This window comes from Fodinicola acaciae, from assembly GCF_010993745.1.
GTDB classification, from domain to species: domain Bacteria; phylum Actinomycetota; class Actinomycetes; order Mycobacteriales; family HKI-0501; genus Fodinicola; species Fodinicola acaciae.
This window is the reverse complement of the sequence record NZ_WOTN01000002.1, coordinates 564,576-581,720: the sequence shown is the minus strand read 5'-3', so window position 1 is coordinate 581,720 and position 17,145 is coordinate 564,576. Positions and strand designations below refer to the sequence as shown.

The 17,145-nt window shown below is 69.6% G+C and carries 15 protein-coding genes; 7 read left to right on the top strand and 8 right to left on the bottom strand.

The window, feature by feature from the left end:
* Nucleotides 1-30 precede the first annotated feature (30 nt).
* Both GNX95_RS18085 and GNX95_RS18080 read left to right on the top strand, forming a co-directional pair.
* The gene (locus GNX95_RS18085; RefSeq protein ID WP_163508580.1) at nt 31-423 is read left to right on the top strand and encodes a hypothetical protein; all 393 of its coding nucleotides are present in this window, start codon (nt 31-33) and stop codon (nt 421-423) included.
* A complete protein-coding gene (locus GNX95_RS18080) occupies nt 420-2,027 on the top strand; it encodes a hypothetical protein (protein ID WP_163508579.1) in 1,608 nt (535 codons plus the stop codon). Before GNX95_RS18085 ends, GNX95_RS18080 begins: the two co-directional genes overlap by 4 nt.
* On the opposite strand, the gene GNX95_RS18075 is transcribed toward GNX95_RS18080, so the two are convergent.
* Nucleotides 1,990-4,077, bottom strand: coding sequence for an NB-ARC domain-containing protein (locus GNX95_RS18075; protein WP_163508578.1), 2,088 nt, complete (start codon nt 4,075-4,077; stop codon nt 1,990-1,992). The two genes, GNX95_RS18080 and GNX95_RS18075, sit on opposite strands and share 38 nt — an antisense overlap.
* Before the next feature lie 8 nt (nt 4,078-4,085).
* The gene (locus GNX95_RS18070) at nt 4,086-4,649 is read right to left on the bottom strand and encodes a DUF2269 family protein (protein WP_163508577.1); all 564 of its coding nucleotides are present in this window, start codon (nt 4,647-4,649) and stop codon (nt 4,086-4,088) included.
* A 107-nt stretch (nt 4,650-4,756) separates the two neighbouring features.
* Here GNX95_RS18070 and GNX95_RS18065 point away from each other — a divergent pair, with 107 nt between their 5' ends.
* Nucleotides 4,757-5,992 carry a sensor histidine kinase gene (locus tag GNX95_RS18065; protein WP_222853733.1) on the top strand — a complete coding sequence of 412 codons (1,236 nt, stop codon included), beginning with the start codon at nt 4,757-4,759 and terminating at the stop codon, nt 5,990-5,992.
* Entirely contained in the window at nt 5,992-6,696 is a 705-nt protein-coding gene (locus GNX95_RS18060) for a response regulator transcription factor (protein ID WP_163508575.1), read from the top strand. Before GNX95_RS18065 ends, GNX95_RS18060 begins: the two co-directional genes overlap by 1 nt.
* Here the strand turns inward: GNX95_RS18060 and GNX95_RS18055 are convergent.
* On the bottom strand, nt 6,617-7,801 hold the full coding sequence (locus GNX95_RS18055) for a PrsW family intramembrane metalloprotease (RefSeq protein ID WP_163508574.1): 1,185 nt from the start codon (nt 7,799-7,801) through the stop codon (nt 6,617-6,619). The genes GNX95_RS18060 and GNX95_RS18055 overlap by 80 nt on opposite strands.
* Nucleotides 7,802-7,908: 107 nt before the next feature.
* Between GNX95_RS18055 and GNX95_RS18050 the strand changes: the two genes are divergently transcribed.
* Nucleotides 7,909-8,850 carry a threonine ammonia-lyase gene (locus GNX95_RS18050; RefSeq protein ID WP_163508573.1) on the top strand — a complete coding sequence of 314 codons (942 nt, stop codon included), beginning with the start codon at nt 7,909-7,911 and terminating at the stop codon, nt 8,848-8,850.
* Nucleotides 8,851-9,277: 427 nt separating this feature from the next.
* On the opposite strand, the gene glmS is transcribed toward GNX95_RS18050, so the two are convergent.
* Nucleotides 9,278-11,173 (bottom strand): glutamine--fructose-6-phosphate transaminase (isomerizing), encoded by a 1,896-nt coding sequence (gene glmS, locus GNX95_RS18045; RefSeq protein WP_163508572.1) that lies wholly within the window; start codon nt 11,171-11,173, stop codon nt 9,278-9,280.
* Nucleotides 11,174-11,320: 147 nt separating this feature from the next.
* On the opposite strand from glmS, the gene GNX95_RS18040 reads away from it, so the two are divergent.
* A complete protein-coding gene (locus GNX95_RS18040) occupies nt 11,321-12,133 on the top strand; it encodes a DM13 domain-containing protein (RefSeq protein WP_163508571.1) in 813 nt (270 codons plus the stop codon).
* A gap of 16 nt (nt 12,134-12,149) precedes the next feature.
* On the opposite strand, the gene GNX95_RS18035 is transcribed toward GNX95_RS18040, so the two are convergent.
* The 4 genes from GNX95_RS18035 to GNX95_RS18020 all read right to left on the bottom strand — a co-directional run bounded on the left by GNX95_RS18035 (nt 12,150) and on the right by GNX95_RS18020 (nt 16,113).
* The gene (locus tag GNX95_RS18035) at nt 12,150-13,730 is read right to left on the bottom strand and encodes a hypothetical protein (protein ID WP_163508570.1); all 1,581 of its coding nucleotides are present in this window, start codon (nt 13,728-13,730) and stop codon (nt 12,150-12,152) included.
* Entirely contained in the window at nt 13,706-14,473 is a 768-nt protein-coding gene (locus GNX95_RS18030) for an ABC transporter ATP-binding protein (protein WP_163508569.1), read from the bottom strand. The genes GNX95_RS18035 and GNX95_RS18030 overlap by 25 nt, the downstream gene beginning before the upstream one ends.
* 85 nt (nt 14,474-14,558) lie before the next feature.
* Entirely contained in the window at nt 14,559-15,704 is a 1,146-nt protein-coding gene (locus GNX95_RS18025) for an RNA polymerase sigma factor (RefSeq protein ID WP_163508568.1), read from the bottom strand.
* Nucleotides 15,705-15,711: 7 nt separating this feature from the next.
* Complete coding sequence (locus GNX95_RS18020) at nt 15,712-16,113, bottom strand: YciI family protein (protein ID WP_163508567.1); 402 nt, start codon at nt 16,111-16,113, stop codon at nt 15,712-15,714.
* Between the two features lie 186 nt (nt 16,114-16,299).
* Between GNX95_RS18020 and GNX95_RS18015 the strand changes: the two genes are divergently transcribed.
* Nucleotides 16,300-16,743 (top strand): nitroreductase family deazaflavin-dependent oxidoreductase, encoded by a 444-nt coding sequence (locus tag GNX95_RS18015; protein WP_163508566.1) that lies wholly within the window; start codon nt 16,300-16,302, stop codon nt 16,741-16,743.
* Nucleotides 16,744-17,145 lie beyond the last annotated feature (402 nt).

Below are 17,145 nucleotides of genomic sequence, written 5' to 3'. Positions count from 1 at the left end.
GCAGACACCGTCTGACGGAACGGGGCCAAGATGATCGACGAGATCTTCCTGGCGGTGGCGACCGCCATCGCGACGCAGACCGGCAGCAGCCTGGCCACCGCGGCCACCGGCGGCGTCACGTCGCTGGTCCGGCTCGTACGCGCCAAACTCGCCGCGCGACACGATGTCGAGCCGCTCGACAACGCGCTCGAGCCGGGCGCAGGCGACGACCAGGTCAACGATCTGGCCAACGCGATCAACTCCGCGGCGGCCGAGGACCAGCGGTTCGCGACCGAGTTGCGCGCCGCCTGGACGCAATACCAGACGCAGATCAACGCGCACGACCACGCGATCGTCAACAATTACGCCCCTGGCGTGGAAAACGTCACCAACATCTCCGGCGACGTCGGCACTCTCAACATCGGGCGTGACCGGCAGCGGTGAGTCGCTGGGACACCCTCGACGGCCGGAGCGTCCTCGCGGTCGCGCGTACGGTCACGTCCACGACCCGGTTGCGGGACGCGCTTGAGGTTTTTCGTGGCGACCAGCGGTTGACGGTCACCTGGGCCTTCGACGACGGCTCCGAGTTTGCCGGTACGGTGCCGGATTTCCTGCGTCGCAGCCGGATCGACCGGGTCCTGGACTGGGACGAGGTGGCGGGTCACCGCTTCGATCTGGTCGTCACGGCCAGCGAAAACGTACGCTTCGAGCGGGTCAACGGGCCGTCGGTGGTGTTGCCGCACGGCGCCGGCTTCTACAAGTACGTGCCGTCCTCGACCGGCGACGGCCGGCACGTCGCCGGTCTGGTGGCGCCGGAACTGCTGAGGCGTGGCGACATCACCCTCGTCGTCGCGCACGAATCCTTGGTGGCGCAGGCGGAAAAACTCTGCCCGGAGGCCGTCGGCCACCTGGTCGTGGCCGGTGACCCGAGCTATGACCAGCTGGTCCGCAGCGTACGGTTTGCCGAGACGTACAAGGAATCCCTCGGTGTCCACAGTGGACAGCGACTGGTCGTCGTGACCTCGACCTGGGGACCGGAGTCGCTGCTCGGCCGGTGCGCCACGTTGCCGGCCCAGCTGCTGGCAGTGTTGCCGGCCGACGAATATCGCGTGGCGCTGATCCTGCACCCGAACGCTCCGGCCGCGCACTCGTCCTGGGAGATCGCCAGGCGGCTGGCCACAGCCGAGGACGGTGGCCTGCTGCGCATCCCGCAGGACAGCGGCTGGCACGCCGCGCTGTGCGCCGCGGACCTGGTCGTCGCCGACCACGGCTCCGTCGGGCTTTATGCCGCGGCATTGGAAAAACCGCTGCTGCTCATGCCGCCGGCGGCGGAGAGCGTACGCGGCACCACCGCCGCCGAGCTCGCCATGCTCGCACCTCGGCTCCGGCTGGACGCCCCGCTGCGTGAACAGGTCGAGGCCGCCATCGACGGTCACCGCCCCGGCCGTCTGCGGTCGGTCACCGACCGGATGTTTTCCCCGCCTGGCAACGCTTTAGCCGACCTGCGGCGGCTGTTCTATCGGATCATGGACCTGTCACCGCCGGACGAACCGGTCCGCCAGCTGCTCGCGCCGCGGCCACGCCTGGAACGGCTGCAGGCGACCGCTTTCCAGGTATTCAGCGAAATCGACGACGACGTGCTGGCGCTGCGGCGATATCCACCGGACGCTCGTAGGGATCCACTCGGCGGCCCACAGACGCGTCGCCACCTCGCCGTCGCCCACGACGAACCGGACGGACGCCTCCGCGACTTCGCCGAGATCTTCGCTGACCGCAACGAAAAACCGCGTGGCGCCGCCGAGCGTACGATCGCACGCGCATTGCACGACTATCCTGGCTTGCGGTTCGCTGCCTGCCAGACCAGCCACGGTTGCCTCGCCAGATCGGCGGACGGCAGCGGCTTTCTGGTCGACGACCACGGCGCCGACCTCGATCCGCTGCTGCTGGCAAGCGCGGGTTTCGCTGCGCGTACGCGCAAAAACATCGTGCTCCGGCTCGGCGCGCGCCGGGTCACACTGTCCGTGTCCGCCGATCGATCTCCTTCGTGACGTCGTCGGCATCTGGATGCAGGGCCTGCAGATAGATCGCCTGCACGGACCGGAGCAGCCGCAGGCTTTCCGCCGGCTCGACCAGCTTGGCGAGTTTTTCCATTGCCTGAGCCTGATAATGTGGGATGTCCAGGCGGTCGAAGGTCTCCATCGCCTCGCGCAACGCGGCGCGCGCTTGCCAAAGATCGCCGGATTTCGCGGATGCGACACCCGAGGCGATCCGCGCGCGTCCGGCCATCCGCTGGTCTTTTATCCCGGTCAGCATGGTGATCGCCGTCCGCAGCTCCTTGAGCGCGCCCGGCAGGTCGCCTGCCTCGGTCAGCAGCACGCCGTACCGATAGTGCGCGATCCCCTCACCGCGCTCGTGGCCTTCGCGCTGCCACCAGCTGATCGAGTCGCGAAAGGCCGCTCCGGCTGTCGTCAGGTCACCGGTCTGCTGCACGTACCTGCCGACATACTCCAGCGCCGAGCCGAGCAGGTCGGGCTTTTCCAGGCGCCGCGCGATGTCCAGGGCTTTCTCGACGTCGGCACGCATCCGGTCGAGGTCGCGCCGGTCGTGATGCACCGACGACCGCATCATCAGCAGCCGTGCCTCGATCTCGGCCGCGCCGATCTGGCGCGCCGAGGCGATGCCGAGCGTCGTCCACTCCTCGAACGCGGTGAGGCTACGGACGTTGTAGTTGAAGCCGCCCATCATCACGGCGAACTCGGCGACCTCGCGATGCCAGCCGCGGTCACTGATCTCCCGCTCGGTCTGCAGCAGGTTGAGGTGCTCGTCGCGCAGCCACCGCGAGGCGGCCGCGGCACGGTTTTTCGTGCCATCGAAGGGATCCGGCAGGCGATCCAGATACCGCCTCAGGTCAAAGCCGCGCAGCCGGTCCTGGTGCGTGATCGCATCGTCCGCGTACGCGACGATCGCCATCTGCCGGTCGAGCACGCGGCGCAGCACGCCGTCCGTGCCTTTTCCGCGCAGGTAAGCGCGAAACTCGTCGTGCAGATAGAACCGGCCGGCGTTTTCGTACAGCAACCCGGCCTCGCGCAGCCGGCTCAGCGCACGAGTCGCCGTCTCGTTCGAGACATCCACGGCAACGGCCGCCGTTTCCACGGCGAAGTCGGCGCCGGGGATCTGCCCGACCGCGACCGCCAGATCCCTGGCACCGGCCGGCAGGTTCGCGAACGCCACGTCGAAAACCGCCGTCACGTCGGCCTCGGCCTGGCGTACGGCGGCCAGCCGGCTGTCGTCGTACAAGGCCGCTGCCACCTCGGCGAGCGACCACTGCCTGCTGCGGCAGATGCCGGCCACCGCGCGCAGGGCGATCGGCATTCCGTGGCAGGCCTGGACAATCTGGTCGGCGGCCAGCCGGTCCTGCTCGTACGGCTCGTTCCCGACCAGCCTCGACAACAAAAGGTGGCTGTGTTCGTTGGACAGCGGACGCAGCCGTACGACCTGCGCGCCGCTGTCGATCGTCAGCTCCTCCAACGCGCTTTCGTCGCGTACGGCGGCGGCCACCAGCACGACGCTGCCGGCGGCGTTCGGCACCAGGGCGCGCACCTGCGCCGGCTCGGTCACGCCTTCCAGCACGACCAGGATCGGTGCCTGGCTGGTCAGCGTGCGATAGTGCCGGATCCGCGCGGCCGTCGAGGCCGGCATGGCCCAGTCCACGACACCAAGGCTGGAGAGGAAAACTTCAGCCGCGGTGCCGATGTCCGACCCGCCGGTGACCTCGCCCTGGAAGTCGAACTGCAGGTTGCCGCCGGGAAAACGGTGCGCGTTCTCGGCGACCCAGCGATAGATCAGCGCGCTCACACCCACGCCGCGCGGTCCGGTGATCACGACCACCCGCGGCATCGCCAGGCTCGCCGGATCGGCGATGCCGTTCAACAGCCCCAACACATCGGTCCGGTCGGTGAAATCGGCCGGCGGATGCGTGACCGCGCTCGGTGTCAACACCCGGTCGCCGAAGTGGAAATTGATCGCTCCGACCTGCTGTGCGTTGACGACCGACTCCACCGGACCGGTGAACTCGTTGTGCGGGCTCGGCACTGTCACCCCCGTGGTCAGCGGTAGTCGTCTGCGTACGTTACGCGATGACGCGGCGCGGTGTCAGCGACTCTCGCCGGCCGTCGGGACCACGGCGTACGTTTCCACGGTTTGACGACCGACAGGAAGAGCATGACCGACAGGGCCGCGACAATGGTCACCGAGCTGGCCATCAGCGCGGCCCGGTCGGTCAGATAGACCGGGTCCGCGAGCGGATCGCCGAGGCGCGTACGGTCGACGGCGTCCAGGATCCAGCCGCCGACGACCACCGGCACACCGACGAACAACAGCACGGTCAGCGCGAGTTTGACCGCGACCCACCAGTACTGGACCAGGCCCCACTTGGTTTTGAGGCCGAGCAACACACCGGTCACCAGCGCCAGCACCGACATCGCGGTCAACGGCCAGCGGTCCAGGACGTGCGCGATCTCGTGCGCCGCGTGGCGCAGGCCGTTGTCTTCGGCCCACAGGGCCACGAAGTTGATGGTGAGCTGAGCGAACCCGCAACCGAGCCAGCCGATCGAGCCGCCGATGTGCAGGATGTCCAGCGTCTGCTTGGTTTTCCTGGTCGCCTTCTTCACCGGCTCAGCCTCGCCGGACCGACCGCCGGGAAGAATATGGCTGGCGGCCCGAGGACGGTATAGAAAGCTGTATGGCGCGGCGGAAAACAAGCCGTAATGTCGGTGCGGTGAACGTGTGGGACGCCGTACGCCTGTCGCCGTGGCGGCTGCTGAGATCGTCGTGGCCGTGGCGTGCCGCCGGTTATCTGGCCGGCGGCGCGCTGGTCGGCGTGAGCACGCTGCTCGCGCTGGCGATGTTCGGCGGCCTCGGAGTCCTTCTCACGCCATTCGTCATCGGTCTCGCGTTGCTGGTTTGCCTTTGTCTGGCCGGCCTTCCGGTCGCGGCGGTCGAAAGGCGGCGAGTGGCACTGCTTGGATTCGCAGTGCCCGGAGATCCGCATCTGCCGGCGGCCGGCACGCCACTGGGCTGGCTTCGCCGGCGGTTGACCGAGACGGCGACCTGGCGCGAGCTGGCAGTCGCCGCGCTGACCGCCACCGCCGGCTGGCTGTTCGACATCTGCGCGCTCGCGATCACCCTGCTGCCGACTTTCGCCGCGTTGAGCGGGCCATTGCTGGTCGCCTTCGCACCGTTCGACACCTCGACCGGCCGAGCGCTCGGCGGCTGGATCTGGCTGACACCGCCGGTCGGGGTCGTCGGGCTGCTCGCCAGTGCGTACGTCCTGCCGCTCGCCGCCGGTCTGCGTGCTTACGTGACAAGGAAAATCCTGCCGTCGGGTCCTGATCCGGTCGCCGCGCTCACCCGGTCGCGCGCTCGGCTGGTCGACGGTTTCGAGGCCGAGCGGCGGCGGATCGAGCGCGACCTTCACGACGGTGCCCAGCAGCGGCTGCTGGCTTTGTCCGTACGACTGGGGATGATCCGCGTACGTCTGGACCGCGAACCGGTGTCCGGCGAGACGGTCGCGGCCGTGGATGCCGCACACCGGCAGGCAAAACAGACGATCGAGGAGCTGCGAGCGCTCGTTCAAGGCATCCATCCGCGCGTACTCACCGACCGCGGGCTGGCCGCCGCTCTGGTCGAGCTGGCCGGCCAGACGCCGGTCGATCTGGATGTCGCCGTCACCACCAGGTTTTCCGCGGCCATCGAATCGGCGGCCTATTTCACCGTCACCGAAGCCGTTGCCAACGCGGTGAAACACAGCGGTGCCGACCGGATCGCGGTCACCGGCACGTATCACAAAGGCTTGCTGACAATGGAAATTCGCGACGACGGCGGCGGAGGCGCCGACCCGGCAGGATCGGGCCTGCAGGGACTCGCGGACCGCGCCGAGGCGGTCGGCGGACGGCTGCGCGTCACCAGTCCACCGGGCGGCCCGACAGTCGTACGACTGGAAATCCCGGCCTGATGAGGATCGTCATCGCCGAGGATTCCTTGCTGCTGCGCGAAGGTCTGGTCGCGCTGCTGCGGCAGTGCGGTCACGACGTCGTCGCGGCCGTCGGCACCGCCGAGGAGCTGATCGCCGCGGTCGACGCGCAACCGCCGGATCTGGTGATCACCGACGTACGCATGCCGCCGGACCACGGCGACGAAGGCCTGCGGGCGGCGCTCGACATTCGGCGGCGCCACGGGGAAATGCCGATCCTGGTGCTGAGCCAGTACGTCGGCCTGACGTACGCGGCGGAGCTGGTCGAACGGCATTCGTCGGCGATCGGCTATCTGCTCAAGGATCGCATCGCCGACGTGACGGATTTCGTCGACGCGGTCGCACGTATCGCCGCGGGCGGTGTCGTCATCGACCCCGAGGTCGTCCGCAGACTGCTTGCTCGGCAACGGAAAACCACCGCGCTGACGGCACGCGAGCTGCAGGTGTTGCGGCGGGTGGCCGCCGGCCGTACGAATGCCGCCATCGCGCGCGACCTGCGCGTCAGCGACGTCGCGATAGCCAAACATATCGGTGCTGTGTTTGACAAACTCGGCCTGGCACCGACTGCCGACGACAACCGACGCGTCCTCGCCGTGTTGCACTATCTCAACGAAACGCCGGGCGCAGGACCGGTGCGCCGAAGCCATGGCGGAAGCTCGCCAGCACCCGGCGCTGACGGCCGATGACGGCGAGCAGTTCGCGTTCCTCCGCCGCGAAAGTCGCCGGCACGGGCAGGCCGCGGTTGGCGGCGTCGCGCAGCAGCCCGAGCCGGGTGGCGGCAAACTGCAGCTCGCGGTCGGCCGCCGCGCCGGCCGAGCCGCCGAGCTGGCGTGCGGTCCGTCGAGCGTACGCGCGGCCGCGCAGCGTCGCCAGCATGCCGACCTCCGCGCGGCTGATCCAGCCACCGGGGACGTAGATCGCCAGTCCGCTCGGCACCGCGCGAAACTGCAGCGATCGTGCGAGCACCGCGACGCCGAGGCCGACCAGGAACATCGGCACCAGCACGACGAGATAGCCGATCGCGAGTTTGTCCAGGCTGCCACCGAAAAGCACGGTCACCACCGCGTTGAACGTGCCGTGCCCGAAGACCGCGACGCCCCAGCCGCCGGCCGGCGCGAGCACCCGCACCGCCAGGTGCTGGTTGGGCCGAGCGGCGAGGCCGACGGCCAGACCGGTCACCGAGGTGAACAGCGGATGCGCGAACGGCGAGAGCACGCACCGGAAGAAAAACGTGAGCAGCAGCGACAGAAGTCCGGCGTGTGCCATCTGGCCTTCGGCGTACGCGCGGCCGAGATACTGGATGTTCTCGCTGAAGGCGAAACCGGCGCCGACGAACATCGCGTACGCGAGGCCGTCGACCGGTCCGGTGAAGTATTTCGCCGCGTTCGGCAGGATTCCCCGTGCGCGGCTCAGCGCGAACAGCAACAGGATCGCGACGCCTTTGCAGCTTTCCTCGGCCAGCGGCGCGTTCACCACCGCGCCGATCAGCGGATTTCCGCCGGTCGGCAACGATCCGGCGACTTCAAGCAGCAGGCTGCCGACGATCGCCACCGAGGCACCCCAGGCAAAGGCGAAAACGCGTGCGGTCCACGGCTGCGGCTGGAATCGTGACAGCCAGCTGGCGGCCAGCATGATCAGTGGCACCGGCACGATCGCGAACATCGTTCCCAGGAGCAGGCCGACGATGCCGACCTGCAGGCCGAGATAGCCGAGGGTCAGCAATGCGGCGATGCCGATCAGCACGCCGGCGAGGATGCCGATGACCCATTTTCCGGCCGTTGACTGGTGCATTGCCGCGTCCTCTCTGATGGTGTCCGCTGACCAGCTTCGCGGCCGCCGCGGCCGTCGCGTACGGCCCGCCGCGGAGGTGGCACGAATCGGCTACGTAGGCTGCCGGTGTGGCCGTACGCGAAGTCAGGATCCCGACCGCCGAGGACGCCGTCGCCGCCCGGCAGGCCGTCTCGTTGCCGCCGACCCCGGTCGACGTGGCGCCGGATGTCGTGCTGAAACTGGAAAGTCTGCAGCCGACCGGCTCGTTCAAGGTGCGCGGCGCGCTGAACGCCCTGGCACACGCGCCGGCTGGCGCGCGGGTCGTCGCGGCCTCGGCCGGCAACCACGCGCTCGGCATCGCGTACGCGGCACGGATGCTCGACCGCGCGGTCACCGTGGTGCTGCCGGAGAACGCGTCGGCAGCCAAGGTCGAGCGGCTGCGCGACTTCGGCGTCGACCTGGTGCAGGTCGGGACGAGCGTCGACGAGGCAGAGGCCTACGCGGTCGGGCTCGACGCTTACTACATCTCGCCGTACAACGATCCGTATGTCATCGCCGGTCAGTCGACCATCGGCTTCGAGCTCGACGCGCAGCTGCCGGGGCCGCTCACGGTCGTCTGCGGTGTCGGCGGCGGCGGCCTCGCGTCAGGTCTGGCGCTGTGGGCCTCGACGCGACCGGACGTACGCGTCGTCGGCGTCGAGGCGGCCGTCTCCACCGCGATCTCCGCCGCCGTCGCCGCCGGTCACCAGGTGCCGGTGCCGGTCGGTGCGACGCTCGCCGACGGCCTGGCCGGCAACATCGAGCCGGGGTCGGTGACCGTCGACGTCATCGGCCGGCTGGTGTCCGACCTGGTCACCGTGACCGAGGACGAGTTGGTCGCCGGCCTGCGACATCTGCTGTTCCAGCGCGGCTACGTCGCCGAAGGCGCCGGCGCCGTGGCGGTGGCGGCGGTGTTGGCCGGCAAGGTCGCGGCGCACGGGCGTACGGTCGCGATCGTCTCCGGCCGCAACATCGCCCCGGCAAACCTGACGGCCGCTCTGCGGTCGCATGGCCACCATGGTTGGACTTGAGTTTTAACATCTGGGTTGGTGACTTGGTTGCGCGCCACTGGACGCCCGACGGCTGGCAACGTGAGGATCCCGGGTGGCGAAAAGGCCCACTACATGGGATCCACAGGCGCGTGTAACGTTAAATGTCTGCCTTGTGAGGTTTATCGGAGGCGTGAATGCTGTTGTGACTGCTCGCCGGGCTGGGCTCAATGTCCGGGCGTGCACCGACCCTAGCCCGCCGCTGGATGTTCACAAAGACTCCTGACGAGCGCCTGGATCGGGGCGGCGCGGCGCGTCAGCTCACGCGATCACGACCCGACTCAGGACCTGCCATGCGACTGCGGCACTCCGGCACCGACCGCAAAACAGACACAGCCCCAAAGACCGCCAGAGCCAAACAGGGGAAAACTCAAGTTGGACGCACGCATGGTGGCCATGCGACCAACAGCTATTCGACGGTGACGGACTTGGCCAGGTTGCGCGGCTGGTCGACGTCGTTGCCGCGCGCGGCGGCGATCTCGCATGCCAGCACCTGCAGCGGCACGGTCGTCACCAGCGGAGCGAGCAGGGTCGGTGTGTGTGGCACGCGGATCATGTGGTCGGCGTACGGCACGACCGCGTCGTCGCCTTCCTCGGCGATGACGATCGTACGAGCGCCGCGCGCGCGCACTTCCTGGATGTTCGACACGATCTTGTCGTGCAGGATGCCGCGACCGCGCGGCGACGGCACGGTCACGACGACCGGCGTACCGGCCTCGATCAGCGAGATCGGGCCGTGTTTCAGCTCGCCGGCGGCGAAGCCCTCGGCGTGCATGTACGCGAGCTCCTTGAGCTTCAGCGCACCCTCCAGCGCCACCGGATAGCCGACGTGACGGCCGAGGAACAGCACCTGCTGCGCCGAGGCCAGGTCGCGAGCCAGCGCTCGTACGGGCTCCATGGTGCCGAGCACCTCGGAGATCTTCTCCGGCATCCGCTGCACTTCCTGCACGACCGCGGCGACCTCGTCGGCGTACTTGATGCCGCGCACCTGCGCCAGCAGCAGGCCGACCAGATAGACCGCGACGACCTGCGTCAGGAAGGCCTTCGTCGAGGCGACCGCGATCTCCGGACCGGCGTGGGTGTAGAGCACCGCGTCGGACTCGCGCGGAATGGTGGAGCCGTTGGTGTTGCTGACGGCCAGCACGCGGGCCTTCTGCTCCTTGGCGTGCCGCAGCGCCATCAGCGTGTCCATCGTCTCGCCGGACTGCGAGATCGCGATGACCAGCGTCGACCGGTCGAGCACCGGGTCGCGATAGCGGAACTCGCTGGCCAGCTCGACCTCGACCGGGATCCGCGTCCAGTGCTCGATCGCATACTTTGCGACCAGGCCCGCGTGATACGCCGTACCGCAGGCGATCACGAAGATCTTGTCGATGTCGCGCAGGTCCTGGTCGGTGAGCCGCACCTCGTCCAGCGTCAGGTCGCCATGGTCGGTCAGCCGGCCGCGCAGCGTGTCGGCGACCGCCTGCGGCTGCTCGGCGATCTCCTTGAGCATGAAGTAGTCGTAGCCACCCTTCTCGGCGGCCGAGGCGTCCCAGTCGACGTGGAACTCCTTCGGCGTCACGGGCGTGCCGTCGAAGCCGGTCACCACGAGCGACGAAGCGGTGATCTCGATGACCTGGTCCTGGCCGAGCTCGATGGCTTCGCGGGTGTGCTCGATGAACGCGGCCACGTCGGAGGCCAGGAAGTTCTCGCCGTCGCCGCGGCCGGCCACCAGCGGCGAGTTGCGGCGCGCGCCGACAACCACGCCGGGAGCGTCGGCATGCACGGCGAGCAGCGTGAACGCGCCTTCCAGCCGGCCGCAGACCGTACGCATCGCCTCGGCCAGCCGGCCCGGCCGCTGGCCGGTCGACTCGACCGGCAGGTGGCCGAGCGTCTCGTACGCCTGGGCCAGCAGATGTGCGGCGCACTCGGTGTCGGTGTCGGAGGCCAGCTCGATGCCGGCCGCCTCCAACTCGGTGCGCAGGTGCGCGAAGTTCTCGATGATGCCGTTGTGGATGACCGCGAGCTTGCCATCCACCGACGTGTGCGGATGTGCGTTGCGGTCGTTTGGCGCGCCGTGCGTGGCCCAGCGGGTGTGGCCGATGCCGGTGCGCCCCCGCGCGATGCCGTTGTCGGCGGTGTGCGCGCTGACCGCCTCGGTCAGGTTGGCCAGCTTGCCGGCCTTCTTCTCGGTGGCCAGCCGGCCGTCCGCGACGACCGCGATGCCGGCCGAGTCATAGCCGCGGTACTCCAGCCGCCGGAGGCCCTCAAGGACCACATCCAGCGAGCGCTGCTGACCGACGTACCCCACAATGCCGCACATGCCGACCGAGGGTAGCCACCACCGTACGGTCACCGTCCGGCCGGTCCGCGCCGAGTGACATATGTCCAGGCGAGATCGATCGAGCGTTAGCAAACCATAAGCATTACCAGCTTTCGGCCAGTTGCGCTTGACCGAGAGACTGGAGGCATGTCGCACCCTCCGCAGCAGTCGGGTCCGTTCGGCGGACCGCCGGTGCCTGGTGTGCCGCCGGCGCCGGGCTTCGGTCCACCACCAGGCGGCACGCCGCCGAAGAAGAAGACCAACTGGCTGAAAGCGTTCCTCTTGGGCCTCGTCGTCCCCGGTGTCGTGATCGGCCTGGTCATGGGGATCATCACGCTGGTCAAGCCGCAGGTCGTGCTCGGCGCCGTGACCAACCCGCTGGTCTGGCTGTTCATGGCCGGCGCGGTGGTCGTCGGCGCGCTGATCGGCGGGGTCAGCCGGCTGCTCAAGGCGCCGGGCTGGCTGGCCTTCGGCGGCTTCTGGCTGCCGGTGGTGGTGGCCACCGCGTACGGCGTCGCGCCGGCGTTCATCGTCACCTCGATCAACGAGGAGGCGCCGGACACCACGGCCGCCGCCTCGCAGACGCCAGGTCCGGCCGGATCCGGCTCGCCGTCGGCGCCGGCACGGCCGGCCGCCACCGAGGTCGGGCGCGCGGCGCTGAGCGGCATCGGCCACAAGGCCAGCGGCACCGCACGCGTCATCCGTACGGCCGGTGGCTCGTACGTGGTGCGCTTCGAGAACTTCACCATCGAGCAGGGCCCCGACTTCCGGATCCACCTGGTGCCAGGAGCGCACAAGCGCAGCCCCGGCCAGAGCGCCGACCTCGGCGGCCTGAAGGCCAGCTCCGGCAACCAGAACTACCAGGTGCCGGCCGGTACGACCGTGACGACACCGGTGACCGTGCTGGTCTGGTGCCGCGCCTTCCAGGTGCCGGTCGCCAGCGCCACCATCACCGCGTAGAGCCGACAGGGTCCGGTCAGACGCGATCGCCGGCGGAGACGGTGGCCAGGATCGACGTGGCGTGGCTGGCGAACCGGTCACCGGCAAGTCGTACGCCGACGACCACCGCCGCCACTCCGCAGACCGCGCCGACGACCAGGCCGACCCAGGTCAGTCCCAGCGCCAGCAGGATCGCGACCGGCAGGATGGTGATGCCGGCGACCACCGCGGTGCCGAGCATCGCCACCAGCGCGCGGCCGCCCTGTCCCGGCACGGTCGACGCGAAGGCACTGGTACGCGACTGCGGCACACCGTATGGCTGCCACGCACTGGTCAGGGAGCCGCCGGCGAGCGCGCCGCCGAACAGCGCCAGCATCAGGCCGACCGCCGCCGGCACCAGCGCCGGCTGCCCGGCGACCAGGGGAAACACCACCGACGCGACGAGCACGAGCGGCAGGCTCGGCAGTACGACGGCCATCACGTGGCCGAGGACCTCCGCGCGAGCCTGCTGGCGGCTGCCGAATGCGACGATGTGCTGCCACAGACCCGAGCCGTCGAAGCCAAACTGGTTGGCCGCCTGCAGGCCGCACATGAGCACCAGCAGCCAGGCCGCGTACGCGCCGCCGAGCGGTCCGTTTCCGCTGGCCAGCGGCACCAGCGGGACGATGACGCCGACCACCAGCGACACCAGCCAGGACATCCGTCGCATCGGGTCGCGGCCGGTCAGCCGCAGGTCGCGCGCGGCGACCAGGCCGGGCAGTCCGGGCAGCAGCCGCTGCACCAGACCGGCCACCACACCGGCACGCTCCACGCGCTCCATCGACCGGTCCGGCCGGACCAGCGACCGGCTCAGCGCCACGCGCCACCACCACGCCAGCAGCGCGATCGTCACGACGCCGAGCAGGAAGTCGAGGATCAGCGGGATCCACTGGCCATTCGCCGCGTCCGACGCGGCATGCGCCAGCGCTCCTGGCGGCAGCCAGCGCAGCGGCGCCGCCATCGTCGCCAAGGCAGCGAACGGATCGAGGCGACCGCGTACGAGCCCGTTGACCGCCACGTTGAGCACCTGCGGCAGCAGGATGGCCACCGCGCCGACGAGTACGGCCAGGTCGCGGCCGCGGCGGCTGCGCAGCAGACCGGACATGCCGGCGGCGACCGCACGGGCGAGCACCACACACAGCACCAGCTGCAGCAGCGCCGCCGGCACGGCGACCACCAGCGTCCACCACGGGTCCGCGACCGCCACGGCTCCGCCGAGCAGAGCCAGCAGGTTGCCGACCGGCAGCACGCCGACCAGCGCGGCCACGAACAGGCCGCGTACGAGCGTCCGCGGGGTCAGCGGCAGCAGCGCGAACCGCGTCGGGTCCAGCGTCTCGTCCACACCAAAGGCCAACAGCGGGCTGACGGCCCAGCCGAGCGCCTGCAGCACCTGCAGGACGACGAGCACGTCCGTCGCGTCCTGGCCGGCGAACCGGGTCGCCAGCAACGCCATCACGATCGCGGTGCCGAAGAACAGCACCACCACGGTGCTGACGACCAGCTGCACGACCGCTCCGGATCGCTGCCGGAACCGGTTACGCAGCAGCGCCAGCTTCAGCTGGAGGAAGACCGCAGCCACGCCAGCTCTCCCTCACTCGATCCGCGCGCACCGACCAGGTGCAGGAACGCGTCCTCCAGATGCTGGTGACCGGCGCGTACGTCCGCCACCGTGCCGGCAGCCGCGATCCGGCCACCGGCCATCACCGCGACCGTGTCGCACAGCTGCTCGACCAGCGCCATGACGTGACTGGACAGGACGACCGTGCCGCCGCCGGCGGTGTAGCGGCGCAGCACGTCGGCGATCACCCGCGCCGACACCGGGTCGACCGCCTCCATCGGCTCGTCCAGCAACAACACCTGCGGACTGTGCAGCATCGCGGCGGCCAGGGTGATCTTCTTGCGCATGCCGGTCGAATAGTCGGCGACCAGCTTGCCGGCCGCCGCCGACAGGTCGAGCACCTTGAGCAGCTCGGCCGCGCGGCGGTCCACCTCGTCACCGGGCAGCCCCCGAAGCCGTCCGGTGTAGGCCAGCATCTCGGCGCCGGTCAGCCGCTCGAACAGCCGCAACCCCTCCGGCAGCACGCCGATCCGCCGCTTCGCCTCGACCGGCTCGGACCAGACGTCCGCGCCGTGGATCGTCACGGTGCCGGCGTCGGGCACCAGCAGGCCGGTCGCCATCGACAGCGTGGTGGTCTTGCCGGCGCCGTTGGGGCCGACCAGGCCGAAGAAACTGCCGGCGGGGACGTCCAGGTCGATGCCGGCGACCGCGTACAGCTGACCGAACCGTTTGGTCAGGCCGCGGATCCGAATTGCCGTAGTCATGATCGGATCATCGCAGCCTGACCAGGCCGTACGCGCGATCCGCTGGAACGGTCCGTGTCTCCTCCGCGAGGAGGAGACGCCTCCTTCAGCGGCGCAACAGCTGCCTCACCCGCGCCGCCTCTCGGGTCAGGTGGTCCCGCTCCGGCACGCTGGTGGCCGCGCGAGCGGCCTCGGCGTACAGGTCGGCGGCGCGCTCCAGGTCACCGGAGCGCTCGCACAGGTACGCCGTCACCGCCGCATAGCGGGGCAGGTCGGGGCTCACGTCGGCGAGCGCCGCCAGACCGGCCCGCGGCCCCTGGGCCTCGCCGACCGCGACCGCGCGGTTGAGCCGCACCACCGGACTGCCGGTGAGCAGGAGCAGCTCGTCGTACCACTCCACGATCTGCGCCCAGTCGGTCTCCGCGGCGGTCTGCGCGTCGGCGTGCAAGGCGGCGATGGCGGCCTGCGCCTGGTATTCGCCGAGCCGGTCGCGGGCGAGCGCAGCCTGCAGGATCGCCACGCCTTCGGTGATCAGGCCGGTGTCCCAGCGCGTCCGGTCCTGCTCGGCGAGCGGCACCAGCCGACCGCCCGGACCCGTACGAGACGCGCGGCGGGCGTGGTGCAGCAGCATGAGCGCGAGCAGTCCGGAGACCTCCGGCTCGGCGGTCAGGGCGACGAGCTGGCGGGTCAGCCGGATCGCCTCGGCCGCCAGATCGACGTGTCCGCCGTAGCCCTCGTTGAAGACCAGGTAGAGCACGCGCAACACGGTCGCGAGATCACCGGGCTGGTCGAAGGACGCCCCGGCGATCCGCCGTTTGGCGCGGCTGATCCGCTGCGCCATGGTCGCCTCCGGCACGAGATAGGCCGCCGCGATCTGCCGCGTGGTCAGGCCACCGACCGCGCGCAGCGTCAAGGCGACCGCGGAACCCTGCGGCAGGGTGGGATGCGCGCAGAGGAAATACAGCCGCAGCGTGTCGTCGTCGGCCGGCACCGGACCGGCCGGAGGTTCGAGCTCCACGGCGAGCTCGCGTCCGCGCCGCGAGGTCTCGGCACGGGTGGCATCCAGAAACTTGCGCCACGCGGCCGCCACCAGCCACCCCTTCGGGTCGCGCGGCGGGTCCTGCGGCCAGCTGTCCAACGCGCGGATCAGCGCCTCCTGCACGGCGTCCTCGGCCGACGCGAAGTCCGCTCCGCGCCGGACCAGGACACCGATCACCGCTGGTACGAGCTGGCGCAGCAGTGCCTCGTTCACAAGGTGTTCACTCGGCCGGCGCGGCGGCGAAGAACGGCCGGACCTCCAGCCATTCGCAGATCGGCTTCCCGCCGGGGCCTGGCGCGGCGGACAGCTCGCCGGCCAGCTCGACCGCGCGGTCCCACGACTCCACGTCGATGACGTACCAGCCGGCGATGAGGTCCTTGGTCTCGGCGAACGGGCCGTCGGTCACCGGCGGCTGGCCGGGGCCGCCAGAGCGTACGAACGCGCCTTCGGTCAGCAGCGCTTGGGTCTCGACGAACTCGCCGGTCTCCTCCAGCCGCGCCGCGAAGTCGCGCATGAACTGGAGGTGCGCGTCGACCTCCTCCGGGGTCCACCGGTCCATCGGCGGATAGTCGACAGCCGGGGTCGGACCGCCGCGATAGTGCTTGAGCAGCAGGTATTTCATCGTCGTCTCCTCCGTCTCACGGCCACCGTGGCCGCTGATGTCCCTGGGACGAAGCCACGGCTACATTCTCGACATCGCCGAGCCGGCTGTTTTCTCCGGCCCTGGCGATGTCGCGAACGCGATGCCGGCTCCGTCCCAGGGGCACCAGCGGCCGTCGTGGCCGCGCGACAGGAAAGGATCGCCGCGATGGCTGTCGCCGATGACCTCGACCGCGCCACCGACTCGCAGTGGGACTGGGTCGCCGACCAGACGCGGAGATATCTGGCCTCCGGGGGCACCGACGGACACGAGTCCAACGGCGTCTACACCCTCGTTCTCGCCACCACCGGCCGCCGAACCGGGCAGCCGCGACGGACCTGCCTGATCTACGGCACCTCCGGCGACGACTTCGTGGTCGTCGCTTCCAAGGGCGGCGCCGACCAGGATCCGGAGTGGTTGAAGAATCTGCTGGCCGAGCCGAGCGTCGGCGTACAGGTCGGCCCACGCCGGTTCACCGCACGCGCTCGGATCGCGTCGCCGGCCGAGCGCGAGCCGCTCTGGACTCAGATGGCGCGCATCTTCCCGCTCTATGAGGAGTACGCGCAGAAGACCGACCGGGTGATCCCGATCGTCCTGCTCACACCTAGATGATCTATTCCAAGGGCTGGGGTAGCTTGCGTTCCTGACTTGGTGCCCGATAGTTGGACGCCGTCGCGGTCGAGGAAAGCTCGAACCAGGGGCAACGAACAAACCAACCCACATGAGTCACAACAGCATTGCCCGCCTCAACAGTCGCACCAGTCACAGCGAGCGGCGGTCAGGTGGGAGTGAAGGCCGTTTTTCTTGCGTCCAGCGCTAGTAAATCGGCCTTCGCGCCAACCATGAACACCGCAAGACGGGCATTTAGCGTTACAGGTCCTTATCGGTCCCACATACTGGTTCGTCTCGCCACCTGCCGGGAAGCCACGGCCTGTCCGAGTTGATCATGGGACTGTCACGCACTTGACGTACGCGAAACAACACACGCCCTCCTGACGACCCGGCGGGTGCAAC